Below are 25,743 nucleotides of genomic sequence, written 5' to 3'. Positions count from 1 at the left end.
TGGCGCCTGCTCCCCTCGCCGATGGTGCAGATTGGTCATAGCGTCGGCAGTAGGAACGCTGACCCTGCCCTGAGACAACCCCTCAGAACCCCCGGCAGCCCCCAGGAACCCCCCAGGAGCGTTTGTGGACGTCCTCGATCTCGCGAGGTGGCAGTTCGCCATCACGACCGTCTACCACTTCATCTTCGTGCCGTTGACGATCGGGCTCGCTCCTCTCGTCGCCATCATGCAGACCGCATGGGTGCGCACGGGGAACGAGCGGTGGCTCAAGCTCACCAAGTTCTTCGGCAAGCTCCTCCTCATCAACTTCGCGATCGGCGTCGTGACGGGGATCGTCCAGGAGTTCCAGTTCGGTATGAACTGGAGCGAGTACTCGCGCTTCGTCGGGGACGTCTTCGGTGCTCCGCTCGCCATGGAGGCGCTCGCCGCCTTCTTCATCGAGTCGACGTTCCTCGGGCTGTGGATCTTCGGCTGGGACCGCCTGTCCAAGAAGGTGCACCTCGCGTGCATCTGGGCCGTCGCGATCGCCGTGAACCTCTCGGCGTTCTTCATCCTCGCGGCCAACTCGTGGATGCAGCACCCCGTCGGGACCATCTACAACCCCGAGACCGGGCGTGCCGAGATGAACGACATCGGCGCCGTGCTCACCAACAACACGCTGTGGGCGGCGTTCCCGCACACCATCACCGCGGCCTTCCTCACCGCGGGCACGTTCGTCGCCGGCATCGCCGCCTGGTGGATGGTGCGCCTCGTGCGCACCAAGAAGGCCGAGAACATCGACCTCGCGCGCAACGTCTACCGCCCGGCCATCACGCTCGGCGTCATCGCGATGATCGTCGGCGGGCTCGGCGTCGCGGTCAGCGGCGACTTCCAGGCCAAGCTCATGTTCCAGCAGCAGCCCATGAAGATGGCCGCGGCCGAGGCCCTGTGCGAGAGCTCGCCCGACGGCGCACCGTTCTCGATCCTCGCGATCGGCGACCTGTCCGACTCGTGCGAGGGCGTCAACCACATCCTCGAGATCCCCGGCATGACGTCGTTCCTCGCCAAGGGCAGCTTCACCGCCCCGCTCCCAGGTGTCGACGAGGTCCAGCAGAGCATGACCGAGCGCTACGGCGACCTCACCGCGGCCGGCGAGCCCGTCAACTACTCCCCCAACCTGGGGCTGACGTACTGGAGCTTCCGCCTCATGATCGGCTTCGCGGTCGGGTCGATCGTCCTTTCGGCCATGGCGCTGTGGCTGACCCGCAAGGGACGCGTGACCGACAACAAGTGGTTCGCCCGCGTCGGGATCTGGGCCATCCCCATGCCGTTCATCGCGTCGTCGTTCGGCTGGATCTTCACCGAGACCGGGCGCCAGCCCTGGGTCGTCGCCCCCAACCCCTCCGGGATCGACTCGATCCGCCTGCTCACCGAGCGTGGCGTGTCGACCGTGGTGAGCCCCGGCGTCGTCCTGACCTCGATGATCGTCTTCACGCTGGTCTACGGGGCCCTCGCGGTCGTCTGGTTCAAGCTCATCCACCGCTACTCGGTCGAGGGCGTGCCCGAGATCGTGCACGACGACTCCCCCGAGGCGCGCGCCAAGGGCGACCCCGACGCCCCGGACTCGACCGACGAGTCCGACCGCCCCCTGTCCTTCGCGTACTGACGCGCTCTGACGGCTCAAGGAGACCCAGTACTCATGGAACTCACCATTCTCTGGTTCGTGCTCATCGCGATCCTGTGGATCGGCTACCTGGTCCTCGAAGGCTTCGACTTCGGCGTGGGCATGCTCCTGCCGATCCTGTCCCGCAGCAAGGACAAGGCGAAGAAGGACACCGAGCGTCGGCTCATCATCAACACGATCGGCCCGGTGTGGGACGGCAACGAGGTCTGGCTCATCACCGCGGGTGGTGCGACCTTCGCGGCCTTCCCCGAGTGGTACGCCACGCTGTTCTCCGGGTTCTACATCCCGCTCTTCCTGATCCTGCTCGCGCTCATCGTGCGCGGCGTCGCGTTCGAGTACCGCGGCAAGATCAACGACGACCGCTGGCGCGCACGCTGCGACCAGGCCATCGTCTTCGGCTCGTGGATCCCCGCGATCCTGTGGGGCGTCGCGTTCGCCAACCTGGTCCGCGGCGTCGAGCTCGACGCGGCCCACCAGTACGTCGGCGGCTTCTGGGCCCTGCTCAGCCCGTTCGCGCTGCTCGGCGGCCTCACGACCGTGCTGCTCTTCCTCATGCACGGTGCCGTGTTCATCGCCCTCAAGACGGACGGCGAGGTCCGGGTCAAGGCCCGCCGCCTGGCCGGCTGGTTCTCGATCGCCTCGGTGTTCGTGGCCGGCGGCTGGGCCGTGTGGGCCCAGGTCGCCTACTCGGTGCCGTGGACGTGGGCCGTGGTCGTCGTCGCGGCCGTCTCCCTGGTGGGTGTCGTGCTCGCCAACGCCAAGGCCCGCGAGGGCTGGGCGTTCCTGTTCTCCGCGCTCGCGATCCTCTCCGCGACCGTGCTGATCTTCGGGTCCATGTACCCCGACGTGATGCCGGCGCTCGACCCCGCGAACTCGCTGACCATCGACAACGCGTCCTCGACGCAGTACACGTTGACCGTCATGACGTGGGTCGCCGTGTTCCTGGTGCCGCTCGTGCTGGTCTACCAGTCGTGGACGTACTGGGTGTTCCGCCGTCGCCTGTCGACCAAGGACATCCCGCCGCCCATCGGTCTCTCGCTCAGGAAGCTCAAGGACTCCGCGTTCGGCGGGCCGTCCTCGGGCGGCGCCAAGAACCTGGACCTGACCCCCGCCACGGGTGAGCGGGACCCGGGGACGGACGCGGCGGCGTCGGGCAGCACGAACGACGGCACCGGCAGCACGTCCGCGTGAAGCCTCTCGATCCACGGCTCCTGCGCCAGGCGCGGGCGGCTCGCGGGTACGTCGTGCTCACGGCGGTGCTCGGCCTCGTCACGGCCGGGCTCGTCGTGGCGCAGGCGCTGCTCATCGCGAGCGTCCTCGCCCCCGCGATCCAGGGCAGCCTCACGCTGCCCGACGTCGCCACCCCTCTGTCGTGGCTCGCCGCGGTCGTGGTGGTGCGTGCCGGGGTCGCGTGGGCGCAGGAACGGTTCGCGCTCAAGGCCGCGACCAGGACGGTCGCGGAGCTCCGCGAGCAGGTCGTCAGCCATGCGGTGGCCCTCGGGCCCCGCTGGCTGGCGACCGGCCGCGGACCGGCCGTCGCGACGCTCGCGACGCGCGGGCTCGACGACCTCGAGCCCTACATGGTCCGCTACCTGCCCCAGCTCCTGCTCGCGGCGACCGTCACGCCCGCGACCCTGGCCGTGGTGCTGGGCCTCGACTGGATCTCCGCGCTCATCATCGCGGTCACGATCCCCCTCGTCCCGCTCTTCATGATCCTCGTCGGGCAGCTCACGGCCGGGACGTCCGAGCGACGGCTCCAGGTCATGCAGCGGCTCGGGTCGCAGGTCCTCGACCTGCTGGCCGGGCTCCCGACCCTGCGCGCGTTCGGTCGCGAGCACGGCCCCGAGAAGCGCGTCCGGGCGCTCGGCGACGCGAACCGCCGCGCCACCATGGGCACGCTGCGCGTCGCGTTCCTGTCGGGCATGGTCCTCGAGCTGCTCACGACGCTGTCGGTCGCGCTCGTCGCGGTCGGCATCGGGCTGCGGCTCGTGTACGGCGAGGTCGGGCTCGAGCCTGCGCTCGCCGTCCTGGTCCTGGCCCCCGAGGTCTACCTGCCGCTGCGCCAGGTCGGCATGCACTTCCACGCCTCGACCGACGGCATCGCGGCGGCCAACCAGGCGTTCGAGGTGCTCGACGAGCCGGTGCCGCCCGTCGGGACCACCCCCGCCCCGGCCCTCGCCGGCGCACGCATCACGTTCGACGGCGTCAGCGTGCGCGCGGGAGAGCGCGACGTGCTGGCCCCGGCCGCGCTGACGACGGCGTTCGGCGCCCGGGCGGCGGCGACCGACGCCTCCGGGACCGGTGCGACGCCGTCGGGCACCGTGGTCGCCCTGACCGGGCCCAGCGGGTCCGGCAAGACCACCACGGCCCTGGTGCTCCTGGGCCTGCTGGCCCCCGACGCCGGGCGCGTCCTGGTCACCCCGCGCGACGGCGAGCCCGTCGACCTCGCGGACGTCGACCCGACCACCTGGTGGCCGCAGGTCGCCTGGGTGCCGCAGCGCCCCACGCTCACCCCGGGGACCGTGCGCGACGTCGTGCTCGACGGTCGCGAGGTCCCCGACGCCGACCTCGCCGCCGCCGCGCGCCTGTCCGGGCTGGACGCCGTGCTCGACGTCCTGCCCGACGGCTGGCACACGGTGATCGGGCAGGGAGGCGTGGGCCTCAGCGTGGGTCAGCGCCAGCGCGTAGCCCTCACGGCCGCGCTCCTCGGGGACCCGGCCCGTGTCCCGCTCGTCGTGCTCGACGAGCCCACGGCCCACCTGGACGCGCGCGGCGAGCAGGCCGTGCTCGACGCCGTCCGCACGTGGCGCGACCAGGGACGCACGGTCGTCGTGGTGGCGCACCGCACGAGCCTCGTCGAGCTCGCCGACCAGGTCGTGACGGTGGCCTCGGCACCGCTCCCGCCCGCCGCGGGCACCGAGCCCGCCCCTTCCGTGCCGGACGCGTCGACCGCGTCCGCCTCCTCGTCAGGAGCCGTCGCATGAGCGACCTCGACCAGGTACCCGGCGAGCCCGTCGCCGCCGGGTCCACCGCGCGGGTCGGCGCCGCCGACGATCGCACCGGTACCGACCCGCTGTGGCGCGCGGTCCGGCTCCTCGACGTGAGCTGGGGACGTGCCGCGAAGGCGATCGGCCTGGGCTCGCTGGCCCTCGCGAGCTCGGTCGGCCTCGCGGCCGTCGCGGCCTGGCTCATCGCGCGCGCCTCGCAGATGCCGCCCGTGCTCCAGCTGTCCGTGGCGACCGTGGCCGTACGCGCGTTCGGCATCTCGCGCGGCGTGTTCCGCTACCTCGAGCGCCTGGCCTCGCACGACGTCGCCCTGCGCGGCATGGCCTCGCTCCGCGCGAACGTGTACACCTCGCTCGCCTCCGGACGTACAGCGGCCGTGGCGGGGGTGCGACGCGGTGACCTGCTCGCCCGTGTCGGCGCCGACGTCGACGCCGTGGGCGACGTCGTCGTGCGCGCGATCATCCCCGCCGGCGTCGCGCTCGTCGTGTCCGCGGGATCGGTGATCCTCGTCGGGGCCTTCCTGCCCTCGGCCGGCCTCGCCCTGCTCGCGTGCCTGCTCCTCGCGGGCGTCCTCGGCCCGTGGCTCTCGGCCCGCGCCGCTCGGCACACCGAGGAACGGGGCGCCGCCGCGCGCGCCGAGATGACCTCGACCGTGCTCGAGACCCTCGAGGGCGCGGGCCCCCTGACCGTCTCGGGCCGCCTCGCGCAGCGCATGGACTCGCTGCGTCGCACCGACCGCGAGCTCGCGGCGGTCACCGACTCGGGAGCCAGGACGTCGGGCACGGCCGCGGCCGTCAACAACGCCGCGATCGGCCTCGCCGTGCTCGCCGCGCTGCTCCTCGGGATCCCTGCGGTCGCCGCGGGCACGCTGACCCCGGTCGAGCTCGCCGTCGTCGTCCTCACGCCCCTCGCGGTGTTCGAGGCAGCGGGCGTGCTGCCCGCCGCCGCGGTGCAGATGCACCGCTCGCGCCAGGCCGCGCGACGCATCATGGAGCTGCTCGACGCCGCCGCTACCGATGTGTCAGAACCGCCGAGCACCAGAGGGCACGCCTGGTCCGACAGGTCGGAAGTCGTCGTGACCCGCGCGGCGTGCGGCTGGGACGGCCGCCCGGCCGTCACCGGGGTCGACCTGCTGGTGCGCCCCGGGCGCTCGGTCGCGGTCGTCGGCCCCTCGGGCGTCGGCAAGACGACCCTGCTCATGACGACCGCCGGTCTCATCCCCCCGGTCGCGGGGAGCGTGTCCCTCGACGACGCGCCCATCGCGACCTTCCCGCCCGACGACGTCGCGCACCAGGTCGTCTTCGTCGCCGAGGACGGGCACGTCTTCGACACCACGGTGCTCGAGAACCTGCGCGTCGCCCGGGGCGACGTGACGCCGGACGAGGCGTCGGCCGCCCTGGTCGACGTCGGGCTCGACGAGTGGCTCTCAGGACTGCCCGACGGGGTCGAGACGACCCTCGGCCCCGACGCGACGACCATCTCCGGCGGGGAGCGTCGTCGGCTGCTCGTGGCGCGCGCACTGCTCGCCCCCGCTCCCCTGCTGCTCGTCGACGAGCCCGCCGAGCATCTCGACCCGGCGACGGCCGACGAGCTGCTCACCCACCTCGTGGCGACCAGCCGCACGGGCGGGCGCGGGATCGTGGTCGCGACGCACCGCCTGTCGGCCCTCGCCGCGGTCGACGAGGTGCTGCTCCTGGGACGGCCCGCCGACGCGTCTCCCGACGCGCCGGCGACCGTGCTGGCCCGTGGCACGCACGCCGAGCTGCTCGCGCACGACGAGGGCTACCGGTGGGCGCTCGCGCAGGAGACCGCGAGCGTCTGACCTGGCGGCGCGTACGACGCCACCACGAGTCGGCTCAGCCCGGCGACCGCAGGCTCGCCAGGCGGCTCACGACCGGGTCCCGCCACTCCGCGAGGTCCTCGGGCCCGTTCTCTGCCCAGAGCTCGTGGAGCTCGGACGTGTCGCTGCCCTCGACCGCGCGCTCGAGCGTCGTCAGGACCCATGCGTGCTGCTGGTCGGTCAACGACGCGGCGAACGCGACGGCGTCGACCCCCTCGAGGTGATCGTCCGCAGGCCGCAGGCCGCGGGCCACGGCGAGCACCTCCGCGACCGCGATCGCGGCCTGCGCGTCGTCGACCTCGAGGTAGTCCTCGTCGAGATACCCGCTAAAGTCCTCGATCCCGAAGTTCCCTGCGCGCAGTGCCGCGAGCAGGTCGCCGGCGCCGTCGTTCTCGAACGGACCTGAGCCCCACGTCCCCATGTCTTCTTCTCCGTCTCCGCGGGCTGCTCCGCCCGTCGGGACGACCCTACGGGGATCCGGTGACACGGGCCCGCGCGGCGCGGCTCAGCCTCGGGACGCCCCCAGTCGTGACAGGAAGAGCGCCTCACCGACCGCGAGCTGCTCGATCTCGCTGGGCGCGACCGACTCGTTGGGCGCGTGGATGAGGCACGCGGGCTCCTCGACGCCGAGCAGCACGATCTGCGCGTCGGGGTAGCCAGAAGCGAGCACGTTGCACAGCGGGATCGACCCGCCCTGGCCGGCCGTCACGGTCTCCTTGCCGAACGCGTCCGCCAGGGCGCGCGAGAGCGTGTCGAAGACCGGGCCGTCGGTGCGCGCCTGGAACGGCTGTCCGACGGCGTCGCGCACCGTCGTGACCCTGACCCCCCAGGGCGCGTGGTTCTCCAGGTGGGCCACGAGCTTGTCCTGGAGGTCTCGCGCGTCCGCGCCGGGCGGGATGCGCAGGTTGAGACGGGCGGCCGCGCGCGGCTGGATCGCGGCGGCCGAGCCGACGACGTTCGGAGCGTCGATGCCCAGGATCGTCACCGCCGGACGCGCCCAGAGCTGGTCGGAGACGCGCCCCGACCCGAGGAGTCGCGTGCCGTCGAGCATGCCGGCGTCGCTGCGGAACTGGTCGGGGTCGTAGTCGACGCCGGGCCAGGTCGCGTCGGCGATCTCGGACGGGACACCGTCGATGGTGGTGTTGCCCTGGTCGTCGCGCAACGAGGACAGGAGGTGGACGAGGGCCGCCAGCGCGTCGGGGGCCGCTCCCCCGAACATGCCCGAGTGGATCTCGCCCTCGAGCGCCTCGACCGTCACGACCACGTTGGCCGCGCCACGCAGGGACACGGTGAGCGTCGGCAGGCCCAGGGTCGCGTTGCCCGTGTCCGCGATGAGGATCGCGTCCGCCGAGAGCTCTCCCGGGTGGGCCTCGACGTACTGGTCGAGTCCCGCGGTGCCCTGCTCCTCGGAGCCCTCGATGACGATGCGGATGCCGACCGGGTAGTCGTCACCGCCGAGCGCTCGCAGGGCGCGCAGCGCCGTGAGGTGCGTGACGATGTTGCCCTTGCAGTCCGCGGAACCCCGCCCGTAGAGGCGCCCGTCCCGCTCCGTCAGCTCGAACGGGGGCGTGCGCCACGCCGCGTCGTCGAGCGGCGGCTGCACGTCGTAGTGCGAGTAGAGCAGGACGGTCGGCGCCCCGGGCGGCCCGGGGCGGTGGCCCAGGACCACGTGCGACCCGTCGGGGGTCTCCTCCAGGTGCGCGTCGTCGATCCCCTCGGCACGGAAGGCGTCGGCGACCCAGTGGGCTGCGCGCTCGCAGTTCTCCTTCGGGAACAGCCGCTCGTCGGCGACCGACGGGATCGCGACGAGGGTCCGCAGGTCGTCGAGCGCTCGAGGCAGCAGCGACGCCACCTGCGCCTTCACGGGGGCGAGATCTTCCGGTGTGCTGCTCACGAGTCCTCCTGGTGCGTCGTGCTGCTGTCGAGATTGAGCGAGTCGACGTAGGCGTCGAACTCGTCGAGCTGCTCGGGGCAGTACACCTCGACCACGAGGCGGTCCCCGGCGAGCCGTCGCTCGTCGACGAGCGACGGCCTGCTGCCCGGACCGGTGGCCCCGTTCGTGGACCCGAGGTTGGCCGTCGCCTTCACCAGTGCGGCCGGGTCGGTGCAGAACCCGCCGCCGTCGGCACCGAGGACCGCGACGATCTGGTCCTCGTCGAACGCCGTGATGCCGATCGCCTCGAACTCGGCGTGGAGCTCGGCGGCCCGCTGCTCGGCCAGCTCGCGGTCCTGCGCGGCGTGGTAGTTGTTGTAGAGCACGGCCATGAGGACTCCGACGGCGACCGCGAGGAGCGCTGCGGCGGTGTAGAGGATCCAGCGCCGGGGGTCACCCGGTTCGTCCTCGTGCTGCGGCAGGCCGTCAGGGCCCTCGGTGGTGGACGTCGCGGTCATGTCACGCCTCCTTCGGTCCGTCGGCCGGGGCGTCGACGAGCGGTTCCTCGGGCCCCCCGACGTTGTCCGGGTTCTTCCACCCCGGCTTGCGCAGGAAGTAGAAGAGCGCGGGCACCAGGATCCCGACGACGCCCAGCCCGCCACCGACGATCAGCAGGTACACCCCGCCGCTGCCGCTCGAGAACTGCGCGGGCGGCACGAAGCCGATGATCATCGCCGCGACCGACGCCAGGAAGCCGACCGTGCACAGCAGCGTGAGCGCCGGCGCGCGATACCCGCGGGGGTGGTCGGGCTGGTTCCGGCGCAAGCGGACGGCCGCGACGAAGAGCAGCAGGTACATGATCAGGTACACCTGCGTGGTGATGACCGACAGGATCCAGTAGGAGCTCGAGACGTCCGGGATGAACGCGTAGAGGAGCGCGATGGCGGTCGTCACGAGCCCCTGCGAGACCAGGATGTTCTGCTGGACGCCGTGCTTGTTGAGCTTCTGCAGGAACGGCGGCAGGTAACCCTCCTCGCGCGCGACCGTCAGCAGCCCCTTCGAGGGGCCCGCGAGCCAGGTGAGCATGCCGCCGAGCGAGGCCGCGATGAGCATGAGGCCCAGGATCGGCGTCAGCCAGCTCACCCCGAAGTTGGCGAAGAACGCGTCGAAGGCCTGCATGACACCGGCCGTCAGGCTGAGCTGGTCGGCCGGGATGACCCAGCTGATCGCGAGCGCCGGGAGGATGAAGATCAGCAGGACCAGGCCGATCGCGAGGAACATCGAGCGCGGGAACTCCTTGGCGGGCTTGCGCAGGCTCGTCACGTGCACCGCGTTCATCTCCATGCCCGCGTAGGACAGGAAGTTGTTGACCACGAGCACGAGCGACGCGATCCCGGTCCACTGCGGCAGCAGGTGCGAGGCGTCCATGGGAGCGGCCGAGGCGTTGCCCTGCCCGAGGAACACGAGCCCCAGGACCACGAGCAGCGCGCCGGGGACCAGCGTCCCGATGATGAGCCCGAAGCTGGACAGGCCCGCGACGGTCTTGGTGCCCTGCGACGACACCCAGACCCCGGTCCAGAACAGCACGACGATGACGATCGCGACGTACAGGCCGTTGCTCGCGAGCGACGGGTTGATGACGTAGGCGAACGTGCTCGCCACGTACCCGAGCAGGCTCGGGTAGTAGAAGATCGTCATCGCGAACTGGCACCAGATCGCGAGGAACCCCGCGGGCTTCGAGATGCCGTCGGCGACCCAGCGGTACACGCCTCCCGACCAGCCGGACGCGAGCTCGGCGGACACGAGCGAGGTGGGCAGGAGGAAGACGATCGCCGGGACGATGTACAGGAACACCGCCGCCAGCCCGTACACGGCCATGGTCGGCGCGGCACGCAGGCTCGCGACCGACGACGTGATCATGAACGCGAGCATGAGCCAGGTGATGTAGTTCTTGGGCGTCCTGGCGGTGATCGCCGCGCGCATCTCCTCCCGCGTGGGCGGCGCCCCGCGGGACCCCGGCGCGGCCGTCGAGGTCGCCCCCGTCTCGCCCGACTCCGCTGTGGATGAGGTCATCGTTCCTCCGTGCCGCCAAGACCCCCTGGACGGGCGGGTCGCCGTGAACCGCTGGGACGTGCCAGACGTTGCGAACATATCGCCAGGGACCGGTTTGCGCTCCCGGAACGCCGGGCGGTCCGCGCGGCCCTCGCCCGCCAGGTCGGACGACGTGTCGGCGCTGGTAGCGTCGGCGTGTCCACCGCGCCGGGTCCGGGCCGGGCTGCGCCGGCCGTCCGCTCGACCACCGCCCGACTGCCGCCCGTCGCACCTTCCCTCGTCTGGAGCCACGCGTGAAGATCCTCGTCCCCCACACGATCACCCTCGACCTCACCTCGGGGGCGGCCCCGGCGGGCCGGGACCGCTCGGAGACTCCGGACGAGGTCGTCCTGTACGACGCTTCCGCTCCCCTGCCCCCGGAGCACCGCGACGCCGAGGTCCTCGTCGCGTGGGCCAACTCCCCCGAGAACCTGGCCGACGCCGCAGCCCACCTCCCCCGGCTCCGCTGGGTGCAGACGCTCGCCGCCGGACCGGACGCGATCCTCGCGGCGGGCTTCGCTCCCGAGGTGGTCGTGACCAACGGCCGGTCGCTGCACGACGGCCCCGTGGCCGAGCACGCCCTCGCGCTCACGCTGGCCGCGGTCCGCGACCTCGACCGCCTCGGGGCCGCTCAGCGCGAGCACTGCTGGGACTCCGCGACGGTCGACTGGCAGGCCGATCCCGCGACGAGCCGACACTTCACGCTGCACGGCGCGCGCGTGACGATCTGGGGGTTCGGGTCGATCGCCGCCAGGCTCGCGCCCCTCTACGCGGCACTGGGGGCGCACGTCACAGGGGTCGCGAGCACGGCAGGCGAACGGCACGGCTTCCCGGTCGTGACCGACGAGGACCTGCCGCGGGTCCTCGCCACGACCGACGTCCTGGTCTCCCTGCTGCCGGCCGTCCCGGCCACCCGCCACGCGTTCGACGCCGCGCGCATCGACGCGCTCCCGGACCACGCGGTCTTCGTCAACGTGGGCCGGGGTGCCACGGTCGACGAGGAAGCCCTCGTCGCCGCGCTGCGCGAGGGCCGGCTGGGCTGCGCGGCCCTGGACGTGACGGAGACCGAACCGCTCCCGTCCGACTCCCCGCTCTGGGACACCCCACGCACGATCATCACGCCGCACGTCGCTGGCGGGCGTCCCCAGGGAGCGTCAGCGCTGGTCCGGGAGAACGTGGAGAACCTGCGCGCGGGCCGCCCGCTGCGCAACGTGGTCCCGCGCGGCTGAGCGCCGCCCCACGGGCACCTACCAGCGAGCGTTCCGCGGCACCTTCTGGCAGACGGGGCACGTGTACGACGACCGGTTCATGAACTCGTCGCGCCGCACGAGCGCACCGCAGCGGGTGCAGGCCTCGCCCTCGCGGCCGTACACCGCGAGCGAGCGGGAGAAGTAGCCGGACCGGCCGTTGACGTTGACGTAGAGCTCGTCGAAGCTGGTGCCGCCCTGGGCGAGGGCTTCGCGCATGACCTCCTCGGCCGCGTCGAGCACGCGGTGCGCCTCGGCCAGGCGCAGGGTGTCGGTGGGGCGCGCGTAGTGCAGGCCGGCGCGCCACAGCGCCTCGTCGGCGTAGATGTTGCCCACGCCGGACACGAGGCGCTGGTCGAGCAGGGCTCGCTTGATCCCGGTCCGACGACGGCGGATCGCCCTCGCGAGGTCGTCGCGCCGCAGCGCGGGGTCGAGCAGGTCGCGCGCGATGTGGGCGGCGGGCTCGGGGATCTCCGCGAGAGCCGAGCCCCAGCCACCGGGGCCATCGTCGGGGGTGGGCGCGAGGTCCGTGACCGACAGGTGCCCGAACGTGCGCTGGTCCACGAAGTCGAGGGTCCGCGGCGTCCCGGGCTCCCCGGGGAGCGCGGACAGCTCGAGCCGGACACGCAGGTGCGGCACCTTGTCGACCGCGGCCGTCCCCGAACGGACCAGGAGCTGGCCACTCATGCCCAGGTGCGCCATGAGCGCGGTGACGTGATCGCCCGCGGGCGGTGCGCCGTCGGGCAGAGGGCTGCGAACCGAGGCGTGGGCGGGCTCCTGCGACAGGAGGAGCCACAGGTACTTGCCGCGGCGGACCGCGGCGCCCACGCGCTGGCCGACGAGCTGGCCGCGGAAGCTCTCGGGGCCGCCCTCGTGGCGGCGGACCGAGTAGTCGCGCAGGACCTCGACGCCGGTGACGACCCGGCCCGTGACGTGGCGGGCCAGGCCGTCACGGACGGTCTCGACCTCGGGGAGCTCAGGCAACGGTCCCGTGCGCCCCGTCGATCGGCTCGCCCGGGTCGGCCGCGGAGGCCGCAGGCACGGCCGCCGCGGGTAGCGGAAGCTCGATGATCGCCCGGTAGGCCATCTCGGCGGCGTCCTGCTCCGCGTACTTCTTGGCCGAGCCGCTCCCCGTGCCGTACACGACGCCGTCGAGCGAGACCTCGGACGTGAAGGTGCGGGCGTGGTCCGGACCGTCGCCCTGGCTCGCGTACGCGGGGGCACCGAGGTTCCGCGCGGCAGCCGCCTCCTGGAGGGAGGTCTTCCAGTCGAGCCCCGCACCCAGGTCCGCGGCGACGGCGAGCGTCGGGTCCACGAGACGGTGCACCAGGTCGCGCGCGACCTCGAGGCCGTGGCTGAGGTAGGTCGCGCCGATGAGGGCCTCGACGGTGTCCGACAGGATCGAGTCCTTGTCGTTCCCGTGCGTGCGCACCTCGCCCTTGCCGAGCAGGATGTACCCGCCGAGCCCCAGGGTGCGCGCGATCGCGGCGAGGGACTTCTGCGAGACCGTGGCGGCGCGCATCTTGGCGAGCTCGCCCTCGGGGAGGTCAGGGTGGCGGCGGTACAGCGCCTCGGTCACGACCAGGCCCAGGACCGCGTCGCCGAGGAACTCGAGGCGCTCGTTGGTCGGGATCCCGCCGTGCTCGTGCGCGAAGGAACGGTGCGTCAGTGCAAGCACGAGAAGCTCGGGATCCAGGTGGATCCCGAGCCTCTCGAGAAGACCGGCGGCCGCGGGGGCGTCCGGCGTCACGCTATTCAGCCTGCGTGCTCGGTGCGCAGCGCCTCGACGTACTGACGGCTCTTGTAGGTGCCGCAGGTCGGGCACGCAGCGTGCGACAGCTTGTCGCCCTTGCACTGCGGGCAGGTCGTGAGGTTCGCGGCGGTGGTCTTCCACTGCGAACGACGCGCACGGGTGTTGCTGCGCGACATCTTGCGCTTCGGAACAGCCACGGCTAGCTCTCTTTCGTCTCGTCGGACACGCTCGGATCCTCGAGCATGCTCTGTAGTGCCGACCACCGGGGATCGACAATGTCGTGCGAGTGATCAGGATCCTCAGCCAGACGTGCTCCGCACTCGGAGCACAGGCCCTGGCAATCGGGCTGACACAACGGTCTGAATGGTAGTGCAGTGACGACGGAATCCCGAAGCGCGGGCTCGAGATCGATCAGGTCGCCCTCGAGCTCGTACACCTCGTCCTCGTCGTCACCGGACTCTGCCGCGGCCTTCGCACGCTCGGGATACACGAACAGCTCCTGGACGTCCGCGACGACGTCAGCCGTCACCGGTTCCAGGCACCGCACGCACTCCCCGACCGCCTGGGCCTGGGCAGTCCCCGTCACCAGCACACCGTCCATCACCGATTCGAGCCGGACGTCCAGCTCGAGGTCGGTGCCTTCAGGGATGCCGATCACGACGGTTCCGAGGTCGGCCGGAGCCTTGACCGAGCGAGTCACCTCACGCATCGATCCGGGACGCCGACCGAGCTCGTACGTGTCGAGCACAAGAGGCGAGCGCGAGTCGAGAGTGATGGGTTCCTCCACAGGGTTTCGGCGACCCGAGCGGGCCACCGGTGTTCAAGGTCACAGCACGCACGCCTGCCCCGCGAGAACTCGGGGGATGGACGAGCGTCCTCGGTCCCAGTCGATGACAGGCAGGACCAACGGACTATCTTACGGCATCGCGGAACTGCCGTCGAACCTCGCGAACTGCCCACCGCGCCGCTCGGGTCCGCGCAGCGTGTGCGGGGAGGCGCGGGCGAGGACCGGGCGAGCCCGACCCGCCCCTCGGTGCGAGCGTCAGGCCCCGTCCGCCTGCCCCTGGTAGTCGCCGATGCGCTGCGCGAGCTTGGCGCGCCCCGCGTGCACCTGCGCCATGATCTTGCCGAGGTCCACCTCGAACTCCGCGAGGCGACGGTCGCAGTAGTCGTCGGCGTCGACGCGCAGCTCCGCGGCGGTCCGCTCGGCCTCCTCGACGATCGCTCGGGCGCGGGACTCGGCCTGGACCGCTACCTGCTCCTTCTGGACCAGCTCGATCGCCCGGGCGCGCGCCGTGTTGAGGATGTCCTCTGCCTGCCGGTTCGCGTCCTCCAGGACGGCGTTGGCCTCGGCCAGGACCTCGTCCGCGTGCGCGAGCTGCTCGGGCAGCGCCTGGCGCATCTCGTCGACGAGGGCAAGAGCGTCGGCCTTGTGCACGAGGACCGAGGACGACATGGGCATCGCCCGGGCGTTCTCGACGAGCAGGGCCAGGTCGTCGAGGATCACGTGGAGACCGGCCTCGGTCTGCGCCTCGTCCTCGGTCTGCCCGAGCGGGTGGTCGTTCATCGGCCTGTTCCTTCCGTGGTGGGGGGCGCCTGCGCCGACCCGTCGGCGCGGGCGGCGCGGTCTGCGAGCGCCTGGCGCACGAGGTCCCCGACGCCCGCGGGCACCAGGTCGTCGACGGGACCGCCGAAGCGGGCCACGTCCTTGACGAGCGAGGACGCGACGTGGGCGAGGGCGGGGTCGCCCGGGACGAACACCGTCTCGACGCCCACGAGATGACGGTTCATGAGGGCCATGGGCAGCTCGGCGTCGAAGTCCGCACCGCCCCGCAGCCCCTTGACGACGGCCGCCGCGCCGGCGTCCCGGCAGAAGTCCACGAGGAGGCCGGGCACGATCTCGACGCGGACGTCCTCGAGCCCCGGGCTCACGGCGAGCGCCGCGCGGGCGATCTCGACGCGCTGCTCGGCGCTCAGCAGCGCTGACTTGGAGGAGTTGCGGGCGACCCCCAGGATCACCTCGTCGAACAGCGACCGCGCTCGGCGGACGATGTCGAGGTGGCCGAGGGTGAGGGGGTCGAACGACCCCGGGCAGACGGCGATGGTCACCTCGCCACGGTAGTACACGCCCGCCGGGAATCCGGGCAGGTCAGGGCTGTCGGGCGACCCGCGGAGCGCCAGCACGGCGCCGGGGCGGCAGCCCGGCCGGGGACGCCCGACCGTCCTGCGCGCACGCCACGAGCGCGGCAGGATGGGGGCCATGCCTCCCGTGTCCGGCCCCGTCGTCGTCCCCCTGCGTTCCGTCGAGCAGCTCACGCAGCTCTACCGGGACGTGCTGAGCCCGTCGTTCCCGCCTGCCGAGCTGGTCTCGCTCGACTCGTTCCTCGCGGACCACGCGGCGGGGCACCTGGAGTCGTTGGGCGTCGTCGAGGTGCCCGACGGCGCCACTCCCCCGGCCGGTCCGGCCGCGGCGGGCACGGGGTCGGGTGCGGCGGGCACGGGGTCGGGTGAGGCGGGCACCGCCTCGGACGGCCTCGGCGAGGAGAGCACCGCGACGGGCGGGACCGGCCCGGTGCCGACCGGTCGCGTGGTGGCGGGCGTCGTCGGGTCCTGGTCGGCCGAGGCGCGCGTCCTGCTGGTGCAGTACTTGGCGATCGCCCCGGGGCGCCGCGGAGGTGGCATCGGTGCCGCACTGCTCGGGGCCGCGGTCGCCGCGTGGCTGAAGGACCTGCACCCGGTCATGGTGCTCGGCGAGGTCGAGCACCCGCGGTTCCATGCCGCGAGCGAGGCGCACGGCGACCCCGAGGCTCGGCTGCGGTTCTACGCCCGCCACGGTGGGCGCGTGCTCGCGGTGCCGTACTTCCAGCCCGGCAACGAGCCGGGGGCTGAGCGGGTCCCGGCACTGCTGCTCATGACGCTCGCGACCGAGGACCCGGAGGCGGCGAGCGTACCCGCCGCGCCCCTGCGCGCGTTCCTGCGGGAGTACTTCGAGGCCAGCGAGGGATCCTTGGCCAACGACGCACCGACCCGCGCCCTGCTCGACGCGGTGTCGGGCGACCGGGTCGCGCTGCTCGGCGTGGACGAGCTGGACCGCGTGCCCGTGGGGCTGCTCGACGGGTCGTCGCTGCGCGCGCCGGCGGGCTGACGCCGTCCGGCCCCCCGCCGTCCGCCCGCGAGACGGGAGGTTCGGTCCCAGACGGGAGCCTTCGCCCGTTGCGGGGAGACCCGTCTCGGACCGAACCACCCGCACCCCGGCACCCGTCTCGCACGGGTCTCAGGACGCGTCGGCCTGCGGCTCCTCGGCCGTCGCGGGGCCCGCGTAGTACACCGCGGTCTCGCCGTAGTCCTTGCGGGCGAGCAGCTCCCACCCGGACGGCCACGTCGGTTCGGGGCTGCGTGTAGACCGCTCGACCACGACGACCGCGTCCTCGACGAGCGCCGAGGTCTGCGCGAGCTGGCGCAGGAGCTCGGCGACGACGGCCTCCGACACGTCGTAGGGCGGGTCGATGAAGACGACGTCCCACGTGGTCGACGGAGGCGACTGCACGAACTTCTCGGCCTTGTCCTGGACGACCTGCACGTTCGTCAGGCCGAGGGTCTTCACGTTGGCCCGGCAGACCTCTGCCGCGACACGGGCCGCGTCCACGAGCACGACTCGCTGCGCGCCGCGCGAGGCCGCCTCGAGCCCCAGGGCGCCGGACCCCGCGTACAGGTCCAGGACGTAGGCGCCGTCGAGGACCCCGTAGTGCTCGAGCCGCGAGAAGATCGCCTCGCGTACCCGGTCGCTCGTGGGCCGCGTCCCCTTGGGGGGCACCTGCAGGCTGCGTCCACCGACCGTCCCGGCCACGATCCTCGTCATGCGGACAGCCTAGACGGACGCCCTGGCACGCCCGCGCCGCCTGGACGGTGTCACCCTCGGCGGGCACGACCGTCACCCTCGGCGGGCAGAACCGTCACGCGCGTTCCAGGAACTCCTCGCGCTCGGGGTCGAGCTGGCTCGCGATCGCGGCCCGCAGCTCCGGGTGCTGCTCGAGCTCTGGGTCGCCGCCGACGACCTCCGCGGCGTCGGCTCGCGCCTGCTCGATCACCGCGACGTCCTTGACGACGCGCAGCAGCCGCAGCGAGCTCGCCCTGCCGGACTGGGCCGCGCCCAGCACGTCGCCCTCGCTGCGCAGCTCGAGGTCCACGGTCGCGAGCCGGAACCCGTCCGTCGTCTCGGCCATGGTCTCGACGCGCACGGCCGCGGGCGTCCCGGGCTCGACGGTCGAGACGAGCAGGCACAGCCCGGGCGCGGATCCGCGGCCCACGCGCCCGCGGAGCTGGTGAAGCTGCGAGAGGCCGAAGCGGTCGGCGTCGAACACGACCATGACGGTGGCCTCGGGGACGTCCACGCCGACCTCGACCACGGTCGTGGAGACCAGCACCTGGACGGCCCCGGACGCGAAGTCGGCCATGACCTTCTCCTTGTCCGCGGGGGCCATCTGCCCGTGCAGGACCCCGACGGCGAGCCCGCGCAGGGCCGGCACGCTCGCGAGCTCCTCGGCGACCTCGAGCACGGCGCGCAGCGGTGGCCGGTCCGACCCGGTGCCCGGTCCGTCCAGGTCGAGGAAGTCGGGCACCTCGTCGAAGTCGTCGGTCCGGGTCTTCTTCTTCGCGGGGGCGCCCTCCGCGTCGGCGGCGCCCGAGCCCGCCGCAGGTTCGTCGGGGTGGATCCGCGCGCACACCACGTAGGCCCGATGGCCGGCGTCGACCTCCTCGCGCACGCGCTGCCACGTCCGGTCCATCCAGGCCTCGTTGTCCGCGGGGACCACGTGCGTCGTGATGCCGGCGCGGCCGGCCGGGATCTCGGTGAGCGACGACGTCTCGAGGTCTCCGAACACGGTCATCGCGACCGTGCGCGGGATGGGGGTCGCGGTCATGACGAGCAGGTGCGGGCTGGTGCGGGCCTTGGCGCGCAGCGCGTCGCGCTGCTCGACGCCGAACCGGTGCTGCTCGTCGACCACGACGAGGCCGAGGTCCGCGAACTGCACGTTCTCGCTCAGCAGCGCGTGGGTCCCGACGACGATCCCGGCCCGGCCGCTCGCTGCGTCGAGCAGCGCGCCCTTCTTTGCCGCGGCCCCCATCGACCCCGTGAGGAGCGCGACGCGCGTGCCGTGGTCGGCCCCGCCCAGCATGCCCTCCTCCGCGAGCGGCCCCAGCAGGGTCCGCAGGGTGCGGGCGTGCTGCGAGGCGAGCACCTCGGTGGGAGCCAGGAGCGCGGCCTGACCTCCGGCGTCGACCACCTGGAGCATCGCGCGCAGCGCGACGACCGTCTTCCCCGAGCCGACCTCGCCCTGGAGCAGGCGCTGCATGGGCCGCGAACGCTCGAGCTCGCCGGAGATCTCCTCGCCGATCTCGCGCTGCCCGGCCGTGAGCGTGAACGGCAGCGACGCGTCGAAGTCCGCGAGCGCGCTGGGCTCGCCCGGTGCGCGCAGCGGCCGCGCCGTGGCCTCCTCGGCCTCGGCCCGCGCGCGCCGCTGGGCGAGCGCGGCCTGCAGGACGAACGCCTCCTCGTAGCGCAGCCGGTCCCGCCCGTGCTGCCACTGGCGCGTGTCGAAGGGCTCGTGGACGTCCTTGAGCGCCGCGTGCCGGGACCCGAAGCCCCGGGCCTCGCGCACGGCGGGCGGCAGCGGGTCCGGCACCTCGTCCTCGGTCAGCGGGTCGAGGACCTGGCGGACGGCCTTCTGGATGCGCCAGCTCGGGATCGAGGCGCTCGCCGGGTAGAGCGGGATGGGGCGCCGCGCCTCGATGAGGGCGGCCTCCTCGTCGTCGGCGTCGACCCCGATGACGAGGTAGTCCGGGTGCGTGAGCTGGCGGGCCCCGCGGTAGGCGCTCACGACGCCGGTGAACAGGCCTGTGCGGCCGGGCTGGAGACGGCTCTCGTGGGTACGCAGCGCACCGGTGCCCTTCGCGAAGAACGTCAGCGAGAGGCGGTGGACGCCGTCGGTCACCTCGGCCTGGAGCATGGCGCCGCCGCGCGAGCGCATGGCCCGCACGGTCGCCTGGACGACACGAGCCATGATCGTGACGTGCTCGCCCAGCACCAGGCCACCGAGGTCGGTCAGCTTGCCCGGGTCGCCGTAGCGGCGCGGGTAGTGGCCCAGCAGGTCCCCCGTGGTCTCGAGGCCCAGCTTGGCGAGGGCGCCCGCCGAGCGCGGGCCGAGCACCTTGGTCAGGGGCTCGGCGAAGCGGTCGACCGGTCCGGTCACCAGGTCGCCTGCGAGGCGTCGCGTGCCGGTCAGGTGGTCCGCGTCCGCGGGGGCGGCGGTGCGAGGGTCGCTGCTCATTCTGCTCCCAGCTCCAGGTCGGCGTGGTCGCGCCCCGAGTCGAGGACGACGACCTCGATGCCCGGGACGCGCTGGCGGGCGATGCCTGCGACGACGTCGATCACGACCGGGTCGACCCGTCGCCCCGGCAGGACGGTCAGCACCTCGTCGTCGGCGCGGAGGAGGCCTTCGAGCGCGGGTCGCACGAGCGCCCCGTCCGCGGGGACCTGGACGGCCCGGACGTCGTCGAGGGTCGCCCGCATGAGGGAGACGACGTCGTCGACGGAGCCCAGGGTCGCTGCGGCGAGCGCCGCCACGACGTGCAGGTCGGTGGGGGCGTCGAGCACCTCGATGCCCCGCAGGTCGCCGGCGCCCGTGCCGACGAGCCCGCCGGCCTCGCGGGCCACGCCGGCCGCGTCCTCGCTCCCGGGCAGGACGGCGACGCGGCGCGCGCCGGTGTCCACGGCCACGCGCAGCACTTCCCCCGGTGTCGGCGCCTGGTCGGTCGCGAGGAGGACGACGGCACCGCTGCGGGCCAGGTCGGGCACGAGGCCGGGGGCCGACGTGATCGCGACGACGCCGTGCTCGGGTACCTCGCCGGGCGTCGGGACAGCGTGCCCGTGCAGGCCGCGCGCCGCGACCTGGGTCGGGAGGTGACGGACGCACACCTGACGCAGCCGGGCGCCGCCGGCCGCGGTCCGGGCGGCCTGGACCGCGCGCGCGGGGTCGTCGGTGTGCACGTGGGCCTGCCAGACGCCCTCCCCCACGACCACGACCGAGTCGCCGACCTGCGCGAGGGCCGCTCGCAACGCGTCGGCGAGGGACGACGACGGAGCCGGGGTGCCTGTGCCGTCTGTGCCGTCGACCACGAGCATGACCTCGAACTCGCCGTCGATCCCGACGGGCGCGTGCTCGGGCGCCGCGCCGTTCACCGGCCCGACGACGTCGCTCCCCTGCGCGGTCACGCTCGCCGTGACATCGGTCACGTCCTCGTCGGCAGGCCCGCTCGTCATGGGGGCCATGGTGCCGTCGACCACCGACAGGGAGCTGCCCGGACCGAGGCGAAGGCCGTCGGTGGCGACGTCGTCGGTCCCCGCAGCGTCAGCGGCGACGACCCCCAACGCCCGGCACAGCGCGTCGAGGACGAGCACGAGCCCGAACGCCCCGGCGTCGAGCACGCCCGCGCGGGACAGGACGTCGAGCTCTCGGGGGCTGCGCAGCATGGCCTCGTGCGCCCCCGAGCGCGCTGCGAGCACGACGCCGTTCCGGTCTGCCCCGGCGTCCGCCGCGAGGCGCGCGGCGACGGCGGCTCCGTCGGCCGCGGTGAGGATCGTGCCGGGGACCGGGACGGCGACGGCCGCGTACGACGAGCGGGCCGCCGCCTCGAGGCGCGTCGCGACCCGCAGGGACCCGACGGGCTCGTCGGCCACGGTGGTCGCACCGGCGAACCCGCGCAGGAACTCGCTGAGGATCACACCAGAGTTGCCGCGGGCCCCGATCAGGGCACCCCGCGCGAAGGCGAGCAGCAGGGTGTCGACGGGCGCGCCGTCGGGCACCTCGCCCACGGCCCGCGCACCCTCGGTGACGGTCAGGAACAGGTTGGTGCCCGTGTCGGCGTCGGCCACGGGGAACACGTTCGCGCGGTCGATGCGCGCCCTGGCCTCGCCCAGCGTCCGGACCGTCTCCGCCACCCATGCCCGCACCACCGCGGGCTCGATGTGCTCCGTGCCGTCCGTCACGCTCGTGGGGCTCCTTCGTCGGGGTCGGGCGCGCGGGGGTGCCGAACCCCCGCAGAGCCTGCGATACTTACCGGACCACCGTAGTCCGCCCTGCGCGCTGCACCATGCACGCTCTCGGGTCGGTTTGGGGTGGAGGGTGGCCATCGGCTACCCTATGGAGGTTGCCCGGACAGATCCGGGCGACCACGGACGTTCCCCGGCCTGTGTGCTGGTTCGGAGCGTTCACCCCACAGACCATTCACTACGTCGCCGCTGTCCTTTCGCGGAGGCGTGCACGACGATCAGGAGAAATCGTGGCTGCCAACTGCGAAGTCTGCGGCAAGGGCCCGAGCTTCGGGCACAGCATCTCGCACTCGCACATCCGTACGAAGCGTCGCTGGAACCCGAACATCCAGCGCGTCCGTGCGATCGTCTCGGGTACCCCGAAGCGTCTCAACGTGTGCACCTCGTGCCTGAAGGCCGGCAAGGTCGTCCGTCACGTCTGAGCCTTCCCGCTCGTTCGCCGAAAGCCCGCCAGGAATCGTCCTGGCGGGCTTTCGCGTTCCTGGGGAACGCCCGGGCCCGACGGCGGTGCTCCCCTGCGGCGCGAGGCCGCGGTGCGCACGGGGTCGTCGGGGGCCGTGACCGGTCGTGTCAGTCCACGCGACGCCGCTTCGGCCGGGCCCGGAAGTGCGCCCGCTCCCCCTGGGGGCCGTGCAGGACGAGGAGCTCGACCGGGTGCTCGTCGGCGTTGAGGATCGCGTGCGGGGTGCGCGTGTCGAACTCTGCGGCCTCGCCCTCGCCCAGCACCAGGTCGTGCTCTCCGAGCAGGAGCCGCAACCGCCCGCCCAGCACGTAGAGCCACTCGTAGCCCTCGTGCACCTTGGTCTCCGGCAGCACGTCCGAGGTCCGTCCGTGCAGGACCTGCTTGTAGGCCTGGACCCCGCCCGGGCGGCGGGACAGCGGCAGGATCGTCGAGTCTCCCCGCTTCACGGGCCGCGCGTGGATGCGCGGGTCTCCCGTGGGCGGCGCGCCGACGAGCTCGTCGAGCGGGACCTCGTGCTCGCGCGCGAGCGGCAGCAGGAGCTCGAGCGTCGGGCGCCGGCCTCCTGACTCCAGGCGGGACAGGGTGCTCACGGAGATGCCCGTGCGGTCGGAGAGCTCGACGAGGGTCAGCTGACGCTGCTGTCGCAGTGCCCGCAGCCGGGGGCCGACGGCCTCGAGGGCGGCGGCGAAGGGGTCGTCCTCTGGTGCGTTCATGCACCCGAGTTTGCCACTCCGGCAACAGGAATTGCCACCGACGACCCTGCGCACCGATGCTCGTCGAGGAGGTGGTCCCCATGACCCGCACGAGCCCGACACCCGCCACGGGTGAGAACACGCACACCGACGCCACGCCCCGCGTCCACGACGTGATCGTCGTCGGAGGCGGCGCGGCCGGGCTCAGCGGAGCCCTGACCCTCGCCCGCGCCCGGCGCGACGTGCTCGTGGTCGACGCGGGTCGCCCCCGCAACGCCCCCGCCGCGCACATGCACGGCTACCTGTCCCGCGACGGCGAGGACCCTGCCGCGCTCCTGGCCACCGGGCGCGGCGAGGTCGCGGCGTACGGCGGCCGCATCACGCAGGGCACGGTCGAGTCGGCCGCCCGGCTGCCGGACGGCGGCTTCGAGGTCCGGCTCGCGGACGGCCGGGACCTGCACGCTCGGCAGCTGCTCGTCACCACGGGGCTCGTCGACGAGCTGCCCGCGGTCCCCGGGGTCGCCGAGCGCTGGGGCAGGGACGTCCTGCACTGCCCCTACTGCCACGGCTGGGAGGTGCGCGACCAGGCCGTGGGCGTCCTCGCCACGAGCCCGGTGGCGCTCCACCAGGCCCAGATGTGGCGACAGTGGACCGACGACGTGACGCTCTTCCTCCACGAGGAGCCCGCGCCGGACGCACCGACCCGCGCCGCGCTCGACGCGCGCGGCGTCACGGTCGTCGACGGTCCGGTCGAGGCGCTCGACGTCCGGGACGGCGTGCTGAACGGCGTGCGGCTGGCGTCCGGCGAGGTCGTGCCGTGCGACGCCCTCGTCGTCGCGCCCCGCTTCACCGCCCGGTCCGCGGTCCTGGAGTCCCTGGGGGTCGAGACCGCGGAGCAGGTCGTCGACGGCACGGTGGTCGGGACGTACGTCCCGTCGGACCCGATGGGAGCGACCTCGTTGCCCGGGGTTCGCGTCGCGGGCAACGTCACGAACATCATGGCGCAGGTCGTCGCCGCGGCCGCCGCCGGGGTCCAGGCCGCTGCGGCGACCAACGCCGACCTGATCGCCGACGACGTCCGACGAGCGGTCGCGGGCTCCGTCGGCACCCGGCAGGCGACCGTCGGCAAAGGCTGAGAGGATCGGTGGACGACGGACCGCGAGGGGCGACGCCGACGGCCCAGCCACCCCTCGTCGAAGCCGACAACACATCCCCTTGGGGAGATTTGCTGAAGATCCGGACAAAGAGGGTTGGCGAATCTCCACGGAAGTGGCAGGATTTGGTCATGGTGACGGAACTCAACGAGGTAACGATCCGCACGGCGACACCGCAGGACGCGGCGTCGATCGCCCAGGTGCACATCGCCTCCTGGCGCGGTGCCTACGCCGGGATCGTCCCTGACGAGTACCTGGCCTCGCTCGACCACGACCAGCGTGAGTCCGCCTGGACCACGAACCTCACGAACTCCGGCGCGGACATCCTGCTCGCCGAGGCCGACGGGCGCGCCCTCGGTTTCGCCAGCATCGGGCCGGCCCGCGACGAGGACGCCGACGACGGCGACCTCGAGATCTACGCCATCTACCTCGACCCCGAGGCGTGGGGCCGTGGCGTGGCCCGTGACCTGATGAGGACCATGCTCGGCAAGGTCCCCCCGCGCACCCCTGTCTCCCTGTGGGTGCTCAAGGACAACGACCGCGCGCAGCACTTCTACCGCCGCCACGGGTTCGCCCCGGACGGCGTCGAGCGCCGCGACGACATCGGCGGCCGTGACCTGACCCAGGTGCGGTACCGCCGCAGGTCCTGACGCCGGGCCTCCGACAGTCCTCCCGTCGAGGGGGTCGCCCGAGAGGGTGGCCCCCTCGACCGTCGTCCCAGGGCTCAGCCGCGGAAGTGGTCCCACCCCACGCCGTGCGCGCGCGGCGCGGCCCCGTCGACCGTGACCGCCGGACGTGCGGCGCCGGAGGCCGCGGGTCCCGCAGCCACCACGCGCCCGACCTCCCGGAACGGCTCGGGGAGGGCCGTCCCCGCAGGGAAGGTCGCGAGCAGCCCGTGGTCCTCACCACCCGTCAGGACCCAGTCGCGAGCCAGTGCCGCCCTGTCTCCCGACCCCGCGACGTCCTCGGCGGCGGACGGCCACTCCCCCGCCGGACGCCGACCCGTGGCCGAGCTCACGGCGGACGCCGCACGGGCGAGCCGGGCGAGGTCCGCCGCGAACGCGTCGAGGTCCAGGTCGATCCCGACGCCGCTCGCGCGGGCGACACGGCCCGCGTCCCGCAGCAGCCCGTCGGACAGGTCCAGCATCGCGGTCGCACCGGCGTCGGCTGCCGCTGGGCCCGCGGCAAGCGGCGGCTCGGGCCGCAGGTACGCGTCGACCAGCTCGCGGTCCGCGTCCCCCAGGTCGTGGTCGAGCAGGGCGAGCCCCGCGGCGGACCAGCCCCTGCGCCCGGCGTGCGCGACGACGTCGGACACCTGGGCACCCGAACGCAGGACCGGCGCCCGACCGCCCAGGTCCCCGTGGACCGTGACCGCGACGACCACGTCGTCACCGCTCGACAGGTCACCCCCGACGACGGCCGCGCCGCTCGGCGCGCACGCCGCGGCGAGGCCGCGCGCGAGACCCGTGACCCACCCGACGGGCAGGTGCCCCGGGACCACGAGCGAGACCACGAGCGACGTGGGCCGTGCCCCCATGGCCGCGATGTCGGCGAGGTTCTGCATGGCGGCCCGCCACCCGACGTCGTACCCCGTGGACCACTCCGGGCGGAAGTGTCGCCGCTCGACCAGGACGTCCGTCGAGACGACGAAGCGCCCGTCGGGAGCGCTGACCACGGCCGAGTCGTCACCGGGGCCCACGAGGGTCGCCTCGCCCGTCGGCAGGAGCGGGAAGATCGCGGCGAGCAGCTCCTCCTCCGAGGTCTCGCGCACCAAGGTCGGGTTCTCGTTCGGATCGCTCACGGCGCCACCTTACGCGGGACCGGCACGCCCGCCGGAGCGGCTACCGTTGGAGG

24 protein-coding genes are annotated in these 25,743 nt (G+C 73.2%); 9 read left to right on the top strand and 15 right to left on the bottom strand.

The window, feature by feature from the left end:
- The first annotated feature begins 124 nt into the window (after positions 1 to 124).
- The 4 genes from WFH32_RS01210 to cydC are packed head-to-tail and all read left to right on the top strand — an operon-like array spanning position 125 to position 6,491.
- Positions 125 to 1,645, top strand: a complete 1,521-nt coding sequence (locus tag WFH32_RS01210) for a cytochrome ubiquinol oxidase subunit I (RefSeq protein WP_191796194.1) — start codon at positions 125 to 127, stop codon at positions 1,643 to 1,645.
- A 33-nt stretch (positions 1,646 to 1,678) separates the two neighbouring features.
- The gene (gene cydB / locus WFH32_RS01205; RefSeq protein ID WP_336705966.1) at positions 1,679 to 2,854 is read left to right on the top strand and encodes a cytochrome d ubiquinol oxidase subunit II; all 1,176 of its coding nucleotides are present in this window, start codon (positions 1,679 to 1,681) and stop codon (positions 2,852 to 2,854) included.
- Positions 2,851 to 4,647 (top strand): thiol reductant ABC exporter subunit CydD, encoded by a 1,797-nt coding sequence (gene cydD / locus WFH32_RS01200; RefSeq protein WP_191796196.1) that lies wholly within the window; start codon positions 2,851 to 2,853, stop codon positions 4,645 to 4,647. The genes cydB and cydD overlap by 4 nt, the downstream gene beginning before the upstream one ends.
- The gene (gene cydC / locus WFH32_RS01195) at positions 4,644 to 6,491 is read left to right on the top strand and encodes a thiol reductant ABC exporter subunit CydC (RefSeq protein ID WP_336705965.1); all 1,848 of its coding nucleotides are present in this window, start codon (positions 4,644 to 4,646) and stop codon (positions 6,489 to 6,491) included. Before cydD ends, cydC begins: the two co-directional genes overlap by 4 nt.
- 34 nt (positions 6,492 to 6,525) lie before the next feature.
- On the opposite strand, the gene WFH32_RS01190 is transcribed toward cydC, so the two are convergent.
- The 4 genes from WFH32_RS01190 to WFH32_RS01175 all read right to left on the bottom strand — a co-directional run bounded on the left by WFH32_RS01190 (position 6,526) and on the right by WFH32_RS01175 (position 10,455).
- Complete coding sequence (locus WFH32_RS01190; RefSeq protein ID WP_336705964.1) at positions 6,526 to 6,930, bottom strand: DUF4259 domain-containing protein; 405 nt, start codon at positions 6,928 to 6,930, stop codon at positions 6,526 to 6,528.
- 84 nt (positions 6,931 to 7,014) lie between these two features.
- Positions 7,015 to 8,403, bottom strand: coding sequence for a dipeptidase (locus WFH32_RS01185; RefSeq protein ID WP_336705963.1), 1,389 nt, complete (start codon positions 8,401 to 8,403; stop codon positions 7,015 to 7,017).
- Positions 8,400 to 8,900: a hypothetical protein gene (locus WFH32_RS01180; RefSeq protein WP_191796199.1), complete on the bottom strand. Its 501-nt coding sequence runs from the start codon at positions 8,898 to 8,900 to the stop codon at positions 8,400 to 8,402. Before WFH32_RS01180 ends, WFH32_RS01185 begins: the two co-directional genes overlap by 4 nt.
- A gap of 1 nt (position 8,901) precedes the next feature.
- Positions 8,902 to 10,455, bottom strand: coding sequence for an APC family permease (locus WFH32_RS01175; protein WP_225228052.1), 1,554 nt, complete (start codon positions 10,453 to 10,455; stop codon positions 8,902 to 8,904).
- Between the two features lie 272 nt (positions 10,456 to 10,727).
- On the opposite strand from WFH32_RS01175, the gene WFH32_RS01170 reads away from it, so the two are divergent.
- Complete coding sequence (locus tag WFH32_RS01170) at positions 10,728 to 11,702, top strand: phosphoglycerate dehydrogenase (RefSeq protein WP_336705962.1); 975 nt, start codon at positions 10,728 to 10,730, stop codon at positions 11,700 to 11,702.
- Between the two features lie 18 nt (positions 11,703 to 11,720).
- Here the strand turns inward: WFH32_RS01170 and mutM are convergent, their stop codons facing one another.
- The 6 genes from mutM to coaD form a co-directional block, all read right to left on the bottom strand.
- Positions 11,721 to 12,704 (bottom strand): bifunctional DNA-formamidopyrimidine glycosylase/DNA-(apurinic or apyrimidinic site) lyase, encoded by a 984-nt coding sequence (gene mutM / locus WFH32_RS01165; RefSeq protein ID WP_336705961.1) that lies wholly within the window; start codon positions 12,702 to 12,704, stop codon positions 11,721 to 11,723.
- Entirely contained in the window at positions 12,697 to 13,470 is a 774-nt protein-coding gene (gene rnc / locus WFH32_RS01160) for a ribonuclease III (RefSeq protein ID WP_336705960.1), read from the bottom strand. The genes mutM and rnc overlap by 8 nt, the downstream gene beginning before the upstream one ends.
- A 5-nt stretch (positions 13,471 to 13,475) precedes the next feature.
- Complete coding sequence (gene rpmF / locus WFH32_RS01155) at positions 13,476 to 13,670, bottom strand: 50S ribosomal protein L32 (protein WP_030150858.1); 195 nt, start codon at positions 13,668 to 13,670, stop codon at positions 13,476 to 13,478.
- 2 nt (positions 13,671 to 13,672) lie between these two features.
- A complete protein-coding gene (locus WFH32_RS01150; protein ID WP_318244106.1) occupies positions 13,673 to 14,260 on the bottom strand; it encodes a YceD family protein in 588 nt (195 codons plus the stop codon).
- A gap of 255 nt (positions 14,261 to 14,515) precedes the next feature.
- Positions 14,516 to 15,040: a hypothetical protein gene (locus WFH32_RS01145; protein WP_191796203.1), complete on the bottom strand. Its 525-nt coding sequence runs from the start codon at positions 15,038 to 15,040 to the stop codon at positions 14,516 to 14,518.
- Entirely contained in the window at positions 15,037 to 15,582 is a 546-nt protein-coding gene (gene coaD / locus WFH32_RS01140) for a pantetheine-phosphate adenylyltransferase (protein WP_191796240.1), read from the bottom strand. Before coaD ends, WFH32_RS01145 begins: the two co-directional genes overlap by 4 nt.
- 151 nt (positions 15,583 to 15,733) lie before the next feature.
- Between coaD and WFH32_RS01135 the strand changes: the two genes are divergently transcribed.
- Positions 15,734 to 16,618 carry a hypothetical protein gene (locus WFH32_RS01135; RefSeq protein WP_336705959.1) on the top strand — a complete coding sequence of 295 codons (885 nt, stop codon included), beginning with the start codon at positions 15,734 to 15,736 and terminating at the stop codon, positions 16,616 to 16,618.
- Between the two features lie 129 nt (positions 16,619 to 16,747).
- Here the strand turns inward: WFH32_RS01135 and rsmD are convergent, their stop codons facing one another.
- From rsmD to WFH32_RS01120, 3 genes are all read right to left on the bottom strand, one after another.
- Positions 16,748 to 17,332, bottom strand: a complete 585-nt coding sequence (gene rsmD, locus WFH32_RS01130; RefSeq protein WP_191796205.1) for a 16S rRNA (guanine(966)-N(2))-methyltransferase RsmD — start codon at positions 17,330 to 17,332, stop codon at positions 16,748 to 16,750.
- 94 nt (positions 17,333 to 17,426) lie between these two features.
- Positions 17,427 to 19,799: an ATP-dependent DNA helicase RecG gene (locus WFH32_RS01125; RefSeq protein ID WP_336705958.1), complete on the bottom strand. Its 2,373-nt coding sequence runs from the start codon at positions 19,797 to 19,799 to the stop codon at positions 17,427 to 17,429.
- On the bottom strand, positions 19,796 to 21,517 hold the full coding sequence (locus WFH32_RS01120; protein ID WP_336705957.1) for a DAK2 domain-containing protein: 1,722 nt from the start codon (positions 21,515 to 21,517) through the stop codon (positions 19,796 to 19,798). Before WFH32_RS01120 ends, WFH32_RS01125 begins: the two co-directional genes overlap by 4 nt.
- 293 nt (positions 21,518 to 21,810) lie before the next feature.
- Between WFH32_RS01120 and rpmB the strand changes: the two genes are divergently transcribed.
- Positions 21,811 to 22,002, top strand: a complete 192-nt coding sequence (gene rpmB / locus WFH32_RS01115; protein ID WP_030150850.1) for a 50S ribosomal protein L28 — start codon at positions 21,811 to 21,813, stop codon at positions 22,000 to 22,002.
- A gap of 148 nt (positions 22,003 to 22,150) precedes the next feature.
- Here rpmB and WFH32_RS01110 read toward each other — a convergent pair whose 3' ends face one another.
- Entirely contained in the window at positions 22,151 to 22,756 is a 606-nt protein-coding gene (locus WFH32_RS01110; RefSeq protein WP_191796208.1) for a helix-turn-helix domain-containing protein, read from the bottom strand.
- A gap of 80 nt (positions 22,757 to 22,836) precedes the next feature.
- On the opposite strand from WFH32_RS01110, the gene WFH32_RS01105 reads away from it, so the two are divergent.
- Positions 22,837 to 23,871 carry an NAD(P)/FAD-dependent oxidoreductase gene (locus WFH32_RS01105; RefSeq protein WP_336705956.1) on the top strand — a complete coding sequence of 345 codons (1,035 nt, stop codon included), beginning with the start codon at positions 22,837 to 22,839 and terminating at the stop codon, positions 23,869 to 23,871.
- 149 nt (positions 23,872 to 24,020) lie between these two features.
- Positions 24,021 to 24,539, top strand: a complete 519-nt coding sequence (locus WFH32_RS01100; protein WP_138825082.1) for a GNAT family N-acetyltransferase — start codon at positions 24,021 to 24,023, stop codon at positions 24,537 to 24,539.
- A 74-nt stretch (positions 24,540 to 24,613) separates the two neighbouring features.
- Here the strand turns inward: WFH32_RS01100 and WFH32_RS01095 are convergent, their stop codons facing one another.
- Positions 24,614 to 25,690: a thiamine-phosphate kinase gene (locus WFH32_RS01095; protein ID WP_336705955.1), complete on the bottom strand. Its 1,077-nt coding sequence runs from the start codon at positions 25,688 to 25,690 to the stop codon at positions 24,614 to 24,616.
- Positions 25,691 to 25,743 lie beyond the last annotated feature (53 nt).

The organism is Oerskovia sp. USHLN155 (assembly GCF_037145535.1).
In the GTDB taxonomy this organism is placed as follows: Bacteria; Actinomycetota; Actinomycetes; order Actinomycetales; family Cellulomonadaceae; genus Oerskovia; species Oerskovia rustica.
The sequence above is the reverse complement of the archived record's forward strand: the minus strand, read 5'-3'. Positions and strand labels throughout refer to the sequence as shown.

Excerpts from the sequence above, each read along its gene's own strand:
- cydB (WP_336705966.1), top strand. The coding sequence starts at position 1,679 with ATGGAACTCACCATTCTCTGGTTCGTGCTCATCGCGATCCTGTGGATC.
- WFH32_RS01100 (WP_138825082.1), top strand. The coding sequence starts at position 24,021 with ATGGTGACGGAACTCAACGAGGTAACGATCCGCACGGCGACACCGCAG.
- rsmD (WP_191796205.1), bottom strand. The coding sequence starts at position 17,332 with ATGACGAGGATCGTGGCCGGGACGGTCGGTGGACGCAGCCTGCAGGTG.
- WFH32_RS01190 (WP_336705964.1), bottom strand. The coding sequence starts at position 6,930 with ATGGGGACGTGGGGCTCAGGTCCGTTCGAGAACGACGGCGCCGGCGAC.
- WFH32_RS01125 (WP_336705958.1), bottom strand. The coding sequence starts at position 19,799 with ATGAGCAGCGACCCTCGCACCGCCGCCCCCGCGGACGCGGACCACCTG.
- WFH32_RS01135 (WP_336705959.1), top strand. The coding sequence starts at position 15,734 with ATGCCTCCCGTGTCCGGCCCCGTCGTCGTCCCCCTGCGTTCCGTCGAG.
- WFH32_RS01180 (WP_191796199.1), bottom strand. The coding sequence starts at position 8,900 with ATGACCGCGACGTCCACCACCGAGGGCCCTGACGGCCTGCCGCAGCAC.
- WFH32_RS01105 (WP_336705956.1), top strand. The coding sequence starts at position 22,837 with ATGACCCGCACGAGCCCGACACCCGCCACGGGTGAGAACACGCACACC.
- WFH32_RS01145 (WP_191796203.1), bottom strand. The coding sequence starts at position 15,040 with ATGAACGACCACCCGCTCGGGCAGACCGAGGACGAGGCGCAGACCGAG.
- cydC (WP_336705965.1), top strand. The coding sequence starts at position 4,644 with ATGAGCGACCTCGACCAGGTACCCGGCGAGCCCGTCGCCGCCGGGTCC.
- WFH32_RS01175 (WP_225228052.1), bottom strand. The coding sequence starts at position 10,455 with ATGACCTCATCCACAGCGGAGTCGGGCGAGACGGGGGCGACCTCGACG.
- WFH32_RS01110 (WP_191796208.1), bottom strand. The coding sequence starts at position 22,756 with ATGAACGCACCAGAGGACGACCCCTTCGCCGCCGCCCTCGAGGCCGTC.